Below are 8,491 nucleotides of genomic sequence, written 5' to 3'. Positions count from 1 at the left end.
TTTTTAGCTATAGGTTGCCCCTCATTGCACGAACCTTCTATTTACGCCGGGTAGCAGGACTATATCGCTATAGTCCTGCTACCCGACCACGGTGATGCCTATTTGAGCGAAGCGGTTAAGAGTTGCGCCATCGCCTAGAGAGAGATTCCTCTATTTTGTCTTCTTTCTTGTTGTTCTACTTCTGATATTATTTGTTGTAATACGCGGTCTGCCTCTGACCAAAATTGAATATCTTCTTTCTCTATTTTTCCCACATTAATTGGTGAATACTCAAGCTCACCTGACTGGTTTCGGTTGACTGCCACTCGAAAAATTTCACCTCGTTCATCATGGGTAAATACCAACTCTTTATCCTGCTTCTCCAGATTGGCACGTTTGAATCTAAGGCTATTCTCACCATTTTCTCTTAACTGCCAGTTGATTAATTTAACAGCAATAGGCACAGCCATCGCTAATAATTCCGATTCAATACGCTGCTTTCCATCGAGTGACTGTTCTGATTCTGACTTTTGAGTTGCCAGTTGATTGCTAGCGATTAGTACCAATTCTATGGCTTCATCTTGTGTCCATCCGGCTGGACTGGCTTGGAGAATTTCTTCAACCTCCAGGGTTGATTTCTCATCTATAAGCGCCCGTATAGCGACTTCTTTATCTCGGTCAGTCACTAATAAGTTTTGCAAGTCGGCGCTGTAATACTCATATAACTCGGCTGAAAGATTATTTTTTAGCTTTGGTTCATCTGTGGTTATAGTTGGAGTTTTATTAAGAGCAATTGCATCCACTGATTTTTGTGATCTATGGAGTTGCTCCAAATAAACAATCGCTGCTTCCAGGTCGTCGAATATGGTTCTTCCGGCTGATAGCTGCTGCTGATTTTGAGAAAGTTGTTGTGTTAATTCTAATACTGTTTCAGTTAATGCTGATTCAACAGTCGATTGCTCAACATAATCAGAAATTGATGAAATGGCTCTTTTCTCTAGATATGATTGTAACTCAGTCGCAAGCACTGCATCCAGGTCATTAAATGTAGCTTTAGCTGTAACGAGTTGTTCTTTGTATTGAGAAAGTTGTTGTGTTAATTCTAATACTGTTTGGGTTAATGCCGATTCAACAGTCGATTGCTCAATATAATCAGAAATTGATGAAATAGCTCTTTTCTCTAGATACGATTGTAACTCATTCGCAAGCGCTGCATCCAGGTCATTAAATGTAGCTTTAGCTGTAACAAGTTGCTCTTTGTATTGAGAAAGTTGTTGCGTTAATTCTAATACTGTTTGGGTTAATGCCGATTCAACAGTCGATTGCTCAATATAATCAGAAATTGATGAAATGGCTTTTTCCTCTACATGGGATTGTAACTCTTGAGTAATCGCCGATGATAGCTCGTCAAATGCGGTTCTTCTTGCTGATAGCTGCTGCCGATACTCAGACAGTTGTTCTGTTAATTCTGGTAACGTTTCACTTAAAGTTGACTCAACTACTGACTGTTCAATAAAGTCAGCAATTGCATCCACAGTTCTTTGTGATAAGAGTTGTTCCTTAAGAGCAATCGCCGCTAATAGCTCGTCGTATGTGGTTCTTACGGCTGATAAATTTTGCTGATACTCAGACAGTTGTTCTGTTAATTGTGGCAATGTTTCAATCAAAGTTGACTCAACTGCTGATAGTTCAATAAAGTCAGAAATTGTATTTATGAGTTCTGAACTGGCTCGTTGTTTTGCATCTGATTTAGCTGGGGTTAGCTGGTATTTAGTTTCGGCTATGGCTTGAGCATTTTTAGGTAATATGGTTGGTATTAGCTGTTGATTAATTTGGCTATTATCTACAGATTCTAAGAAATTATTTAAGCGTTTAATTTCGCCATCGTCCCTTTTTGGGTCGTAATTTATCCCAAATTCGGTCTGGAGCTTTGTAAATGAACACTTATATTTATTGAGATTACCTCCCTGTTTCCAGAGCAGGCGAGGGCTACCATCTTCATTAACTGAGCCAATATCAATACCAAACTTGATACCCCTTACGCCGCCGTGACCGTAATAACTTACGATGGCTTTGACTTGATACTCTCTCCATAAACGCTCAATTAGCTGGGGCATTGTGGGTTTATCTGTTGTCACTTGCTCAATCGCTCGGCGCATTATTTCTTCGCCTGGAAGTCCATCGCGCTCGACTCGTTCAAGCTGATTACGAGTCATAGCCTTTTGCTTGCTTTCCCAACTACTTTGGACTTGAGTTAGCTGAAATTCTCGCTCTAGCAGTCGGGCAGAGTGTTCAGAGTGAGCGTAATTATTCCAAGTGCGAATAGATTTACCATCTAGGTTATTGACTCTAGATGCAACGATATGGGTGTGGTCATGTTCTTTGTCTGAGTGTCGCGCTATAAAGAAGTCATAAGCTGGTAGTTCAGTTTCTATAAAGTCATCAACTAAGTGTCTGAGTTTGGTATCTGATATTCTTTTGTCTGGTTGTTTAACTTGGGATTCATCACCTTGAAGCCGCGATAGTACAATGACCGATGCCAAGTGACGTTGGGACAGATTAGCTAATTCGTCATCATTTAGCGTTCTATCATTTTTCGGTATACTAAGCATTAAGTGATAGCATGGGTCTTTTAGCTGCGGGTTAAGATGGGCTGATAAGGTAAACTGCTCTACCAGTTCATTGGTACTTCTCCCGTACATATTCCCGCCAATAATTTTGGCTTTCTCTTTCTCTATTACATATTTAGTAGTTCCACGAAATGATTTATTAGCTTTGACTTTGGTAATCATTGCGTTGCACCTATACCGGAGATTGAGTGAGTGATTGGCGAGTCTGCTCTAAAAGTGCTGTCAGTTCTTCAAGAGTTTTCAGATATGACTTCACGTCATTACTCAGGGGTTGGCTACCAATTTTCACAGCTTCGTTAATAGCTCTAGTCTGCTGATTCAGGTTGTTACCAATCTTCTTTAGCTCGTAGATAGCCTGTCGGTTCACTTCGGGTATGACTAACTTAGGATGTGGCAAAGGGTAATCAAATAATCTCGCTCTTATATAGTCGCTTGGCACCACTCCAGTACACCGTTGCTCTAGCCTCGCTTTTTCAGCATAGCTAGCCCTAAACGTGATGGTCACTTCTCGCTTATCATCTGGTGCTACTGACCGATTGATTAATGTGTCAGCTAGTTGATTACTAAGATTGGTACGGGGGTCTGACTGCATAACTAGTTAGGAGTTCATTTATCTGCTTATTCATTTTTTAACCGGGTTATTCGCTGTAGCTGCTATGGCGCGGAGCGCCGAGCAGGTAGGCGAATAACCCGGAACCTCTTGTTGACTTATCTTCCCCTTTAATAGACCTGTTAACCGGGGGTTTGGGGGATACCCCCAACAAGCAACCACGCCGCTTTTACCGAAGGTAAAAGTAGCACGTAGTGCGTTACAGCGTATTGCTTGCCTATGCCCTCACGACGGGCTAGGGGAACGAGAGCCAGGGGGCACAACGGGAGACTGGAGGAGTACGAGACTTTGGCGAACCACGATTGACTCTGTGCAACAACAAGAGTGTAACCGAGGGCAGAATCTATTGGGCAATGCTGGCCATACTAGTGATACGAAGGATGTTGATTCATGGGTAACTGCTTTTTTAGACTAGTCTACCTCACGAGGATACAAACCTTTTTCTGTTGATATTCGTCACATCACGACAAGAAACTTAAACTTTTTCTGACCACGACTTTTTTACAATGGAGTAATTTATTACTAATGCTGAATATGTCGCGCAAACCGAAAGCTGTCCCTTTATCAAAAATCGAAGATATTCAAACCAGTCTCAAACAGAAAGCTGCGACACCTAAAACTATCAGCCTGTCAGATTTAGTTCTCAGTTTGGCTAAACCTATTCAAGATATGTTAGATGCTGGCTATTCTTATGACGATGTTTCTGATGTGTTTAAAGGTCATGGGGTAGAACTGGCGGCCAGTGGTCTGAAGAGTTTTCATAAAAAAGCTTCAACAGTAACGGAGAATAGTTCGAGTAATTCATCAACCTCAAATAATGACTCGGTTTTACCAGTAGAGCCAGATAGTTCACCAATTGATAGTAGTGAACCATCCGGCTCATCATCAACTAAAACTAGTAAACGAAAGAAAACAACTCCTAATACTTCTTCCCAATTTAATATCACTGATAGGAGCGAAATATGAAACGCATCGTGATGATACTGGGGGGCAAGGGTGGTACAGGTAAGACTGCCTTTACTCGCTTATTGCTGGATGTAATGCACTCAAAGGGCATTAATTATCTAGCTTATGACGCTGATACAGAGAATCCAGAACTGTACGAGTACTATCAAAATTTTGGCTCAGGGGTAAGGCTGTTGAACTTCCTGGAGGTGGCAGAGGCGAAACGCTTCTTTACGGAAATAAAAGCGGAATCACCCGACTCAGTAATCGTAGATATGCCGGGGGCATCAAGCAATAAAACCAGGGAGATTATCAGTAAGTTTGGGCTATTCAAGATTGCAGGCGATTTAGGTTATCGGGTAACGCTGGTGACTGTGCTTAACCTTGGGTACTCGGTAATAACCAGCTTAAAAACTATGGCTGAGTTCTGCGGCGCTCAAGCTGATTATGTGATTGTGAAAAATCTATGTTGGGATAAAGGTTCAGGTTTTCAGCGTTGGGAGAATAGTAAAACGTCGGCAGCTATAGCAGAATTTAAAGGCATAGAAATAGAAATGCCAGAGCTAGACTACTCAACCTTTGACACGTTGACAGAGAAAGGTCTACCTTACTCGGCTGCGACTGAAGAGAATGGTTTTCCTTTTGGAGATTACCTGCTAGTGAGTGGGTTTTTAGATCAGGCTAAACCAGAGCTAGAAAAAGCTGGAGCTTATCTAGGGTTACAACAACCTCTTGTTCTAGTTGCTGCTGAGTCGAACACCTCAACTTCAAAACAGACAAAAGTTACTGCGTCTACTTCTCGTCGGGGTCAAAAGAAAACTAATGAGCAACAACAATAATGGCAACGGCAATCACAGCAATCCTTACTCTGAAACGGCCAATTCCGTAGAGAGCAGTGAACAGGGTGAGGTGAAGATAGCACTGGGCAGATTATATAGAGAGTTTGAAAATTTTAAGCAGTCACAAAAAACTGAACGCGAACGCGATAGGGCAGAGTTACAAGCATGGGCGCAAACGAATTTAATTCAGAATCAACTCCTCAGCAAAGCGATGGTGACAATCGAGATGCTGACAGGGGAATTGAAGAATCAGAATCTCTCCTCGAACGAGTACGAGAAGAACAACGCCGATTTGATGCAGCAATTAACTCCCTTGATGACGCAGTTAAAGAATACACCCAAGTCAACAGCAACATTAGAGAGCTTAGAGTTCAAAGGGCTAAAGAGCGAGATAACAGAATTAAAGCAGAACTGGAACCAACTGTTGAATCACACGCAGAGATTGACTACGGTTATTCAGGAGTTGAAGAACAGCCCTCCCCCCGAACCCATCACCATAGAGAAAGAGGTTTATCGCGCTGAACCCATAAGTAAATATGGGACGATGGGGTTGTTTAGTGCATTATTTACTTTGTTGATTTTCCTTGGATTCAATCAATTTATTCCGGTAAATATCTCGAACGATATCGACATCTATTTGAGAGCAATTTTGCAGCGTACAGATTATAGTAATGCCAAGCTACAACGGGTAGAAAAGCGTTTGGGGACTGACCGAAATCGAAGATAAAGGGCAAGATATAGTGATTGGGGCAAACAGGCTTAACGTAATATTTGCCCCAATAATAGAAATAATCAAAGGTAAGAATGCACAAGTTTACCTTGAGTTGACCACTTCTCATCTAGAAGACGACAAGCGACATAGACAACTTTTTGAGGGTTACGCTTGTGTCTTCCATTGGTACCCCAGGAACGGACGGTATAATCACCTTCATAACCTAAGACAAGTGATAGCTCGTCGTAAGTTAACTGCCACTTTTTCTTAAATTCTATTGGGTGCATAGTATTCACCTATTTCAAGTAATTAATTAGCAGAGACGCAAAGAGAAATTATCAAAGGTAAGAATCTATAACTTTCCCCTCAGCTGACCACTTCTCATCTAGAAGTCTGCAAACTACATAGACAACTTTTTGAGGATTGCGCTTGTGCCCTCCATTTATCCCCCAACAACGGACAGTGAAATCACTTTCATAACCTAAGACGAGTGCTAAATCGTTGTAAGTTAATTGCCACTTTTTCTTAAACTCAATTGGGTGCATAGATGTAAATCCATTACTAGGATTTCAGAGTTTTGATGTCTTGATATCTTTGAACTAAGTGCTTTCTTAACGGCTTTTTGAGATTGCAGTAATATTAAAAAGCGGTAAACCCTAACTTCTCACTACCGTTCAATTGCTTGGATTCTATAAGTTGTGCAATCGCACTCCTTAAATAGCGAACACTCCTTTTATCTTCACCCCATCTTCGGCTATTTCTAATCGCAGCAAAACTAACTGGTGTTGCAACGGCTGAAGTAACAATGTTTAAAATCAGATTTTTATCCACCTCAGAAATACTCAGTTCTTCTTCTAGCTCTGCAATTTCAACATCTTGAGTAGGCTTTGAGAAAATAGACTCAAGCTGATTAACTGCGTCATCTGGTGCAATTTTCTCCCCTCTGGGCATAACTGCTGGCTGGTGATGCTGCACCAGTTCCGGGAAAAATTTGAGTAACGTTCTAGCTGGATCTGGCTGACCATTGCCTGGGTGTAACTCTATCTTTAGCCAGTCTGGAATCATGCCCAGATTGCCACCGTTAACAGGTTCAGCAAAGTTATTAGGGTTGGCTTTGAAATATTCGCCACTAGCAACATTAATCTTTCGCAATCCGCCAGCGCTGACAGACTGAGCTACACAACCAATAAAGTTAACCGATTGCTTAAAGGTGTCTGCTAGTCCTGCTGTCGCCTTGCCAACCACAGAAGTTAAGTTGGAGCCGTGCAACACAATGATTAATGTACCGCCACATTTGGCGAAGCGAGAAAGTAAATATTGGATCGCCCAAGTGCGATCTGTCTCATCAAGTAGGGACAGCAACCGCATCGCCTCATCAATGACTAACAGTAAATTTTTGTGGGAGTAAGGTTCACTTGCATCTAAGCCTTTAAGAAATTTAAGCAAGTCACGGGCGACTAGTTTATCTGCACCGTCCGCATCTTTTTCAGGGTACTTAAGGGCAGAAATCAGATTGCAACTAAAGGGGTAAACGTCCACCCCGGCTGTAAAGTATTGGGTGTTTAATCCTGCATCTAAAGCTAGAGATAATGTTGCCAAGATTGCTGCTAAGGTTCCCTTACCACCTCGCTGAGTACCAGCGATTGCAATGACTTGGGAACTCATCATATCTTCTACTTGAAAACCACTTTTCGTTAAAGCCGCGATGAGTGCGTTTGCTCTATTCGGCAAAGTCAGATTAGTTATAGTCTCTGGTGAAAGCCCATTAGCTGATGGCTGTAACTCCTCCGGTTTAGAAAGAGAAGCCGCTTGGTGAGTGTCCCGAATATCTACTTGTGGTGAAGTTAATTGCTTAATATCTACGGTGGGTGGTAACTGGGTTTGAGCTTGTGCAATAGCACTTATCTCTGACAGATTCACACGGCTGTCAATGGTCACATCCTGTAAATGGAGAGCCATACTTTGATAAGTGGGTAGCTGACGACCCTTAAGCTTGCCAAACCAGCCAAACATCCAACGATAAGCATAAAAACGTTTTCCTGGTTCAACTTGCGTTAAATACTGGCCAATATTTTCAAATTCAGCATGAAGAAAGGTGTACTCTTCTGCTGATTGTCGTTCTAGGAATTTGACGGTATTAGCAAGATGATCTGCTTGATAATTGCTCCGGCTATCATAGTCACCAGCACGAGCTAGAGCGTCTATAAAATTGCCACGTACAAATGGTATTGGTGCAATTTCTTTAGTGCGGTTCGAGTGTTCGACAACAAACCATAGCCACGCAGCACCGCCAATTAAACCACCAACTACAGCCAAAGGATTGACCGCATAACAAACCGCTCCTATTCCAGAAGCCAGCAAGCCAAGTACACGGGTCATGTCTGCCTCGTTCTCAGAAACTCGGGCCATTTCAAATAATCCATCTTTTCTCTCTTGCAGCCATTGGGCGATATTTCCGGCTTCCAAGTGAGACAAATTAGGATATGATTCGCGCAAATGTTCAGTTTCTTTGGTTGTAATTTTTGGGATATTATTGCTTTGCATAAAACAAATGCCCTGTTGAATTAAGAAGCCGCTCGACGAAGAGAGTTGTTGAGCGGCACTCACTTTAATCTTTGGTCAACCGCCAGATGGCAAACCCAATTTCACCTGCCATCATTGTGCCGATGTTAAACAATATGCAGCCCAAAATCATGAACGGGGCTGTAAATTCAAATGGGTTACGAGCCGCAAAGGTGGTGACAATATCGAACACCCAAACCGCAATCACAACTAA

Annotated in this window: 8 protein-coding genes; 3 read left to right on the top strand and 5 right to left on the bottom strand. The window is 42.1% G+C overall.

Annotation, left to right across the window (positions count from 1 at the left end; all coding sequences use genetic code 11):
• Positions 1 to 134 precede the first annotated feature (134 nt).
• Both A4S05_RS23680 and mobC read right to left on the bottom strand, forming a co-directional pair.
• On the bottom strand, positions 135 to 2,771 hold the full coding sequence (locus A4S05_RS23680; RefSeq protein WP_069072245.1) for a relaxase/mobilization nuclease domain-containing protein: 2,637 nt from the start codon (positions 2,769 to 2,771) through the stop codon (positions 135 to 137).
• A gap of 10 nt (positions 2,772 to 2,781) precedes the next feature.
• Positions 2,782 to 3,201 carry a plasmid mobilization protein gene (gene mobC / locus A4S05_RS23675; protein WP_069072244.1) on the bottom strand — a complete coding sequence of 140 codons (420 nt, stop codon included), beginning with the start codon at positions 3,199 to 3,201 and terminating at the stop codon, positions 2,782 to 2,784.
• Between the two features lie 552 nt (positions 3,202 to 3,753).
• Between mobC and A4S05_RS23670 the strand changes: the two genes are divergently transcribed.
• The 3 genes from A4S05_RS23670 to A4S05_RS23660 are packed head-to-tail and all read left to right on the top strand — an operon-like array spanning position 3,754 to position 5,730.
• Complete coding sequence (locus A4S05_RS23670) at positions 3,754 to 4,185, top strand: hypothetical protein (protein ID WP_069072243.1); 432 nt, start codon at positions 3,754 to 3,756, stop codon at positions 4,183 to 4,185.
• The gene (locus tag A4S05_RS23665) at positions 4,182 to 5,003 is read left to right on the top strand and encodes a hypothetical protein (protein WP_069072242.1); all 822 of its coding nucleotides are present in this window, start codon (positions 4,182 to 4,184) and stop codon (positions 5,001 to 5,003) included. Before A4S05_RS23670 ends, A4S05_RS23665 begins: the two co-directional genes overlap by 4 nt.
• Entirely contained in the window at positions 4,987 to 5,730 is a 744-nt protein-coding gene (locus A4S05_RS23660) for a hypothetical protein (RefSeq protein WP_069072241.1), read from the top strand. The genes A4S05_RS23665 and A4S05_RS23660 overlap by 17 nt, the downstream gene beginning before the upstream one ends.
• A 65-nt stretch (positions 5,731 to 5,795) precedes the next feature.
• On the opposite strand, the gene A4S05_RS23655 is transcribed toward A4S05_RS23660, so the two are convergent.
• The 3 genes from A4S05_RS23655 to A4S05_RS23645 all read right to left on the bottom strand — a co-directional run bounded on the left by A4S05_RS23655 (position 5,796) and on the right by A4S05_RS23645 (position 8,259).
• Complete coding sequence (locus tag A4S05_RS23655) at positions 5,796 to 6,002, bottom strand: hypothetical protein (RefSeq protein ID WP_069072240.1); 207 nt, start codon at positions 6,000 to 6,002, stop codon at positions 5,796 to 5,798.
• A gap of 51 nt (positions 6,003 to 6,053) precedes the next feature.
• Positions 6,054 to 6,260 (bottom strand): hypothetical protein, encoded by a 207-nt coding sequence (locus A4S05_RS23650; RefSeq protein ID WP_069072239.1) that lies wholly within the window; start codon positions 6,258 to 6,260, stop codon positions 6,054 to 6,056.
• 94 nt (positions 6,261 to 6,354) lie between these two features.
• Positions 6,355 to 8,259 carry a hypothetical protein gene (locus tag A4S05_RS23645; protein ID WP_069072238.1) on the bottom strand — a complete coding sequence of 635 codons (1,905 nt, stop codon included), beginning with the start codon at positions 8,257 to 8,259 and terminating at the stop codon, positions 6,355 to 6,357.
• Positions 8,260 to 8,491: the final 232 nt, after the last annotated feature.

The sequence above is a fragment of the Nostoc sp. KVJ20 genome (genome assembly GCF_001712795.1).
In the GTDB taxonomy this organism is placed as follows: domain Bacteria; phylum Cyanobacteriota; class Cyanobacteriia; order Cyanobacteriales; family Nostocaceae; genus Nostoc.
Note: the sequence above shows the minus strand (reverse complement) of the source record. Positions and strands in the feature narration are given on the sequence as shown.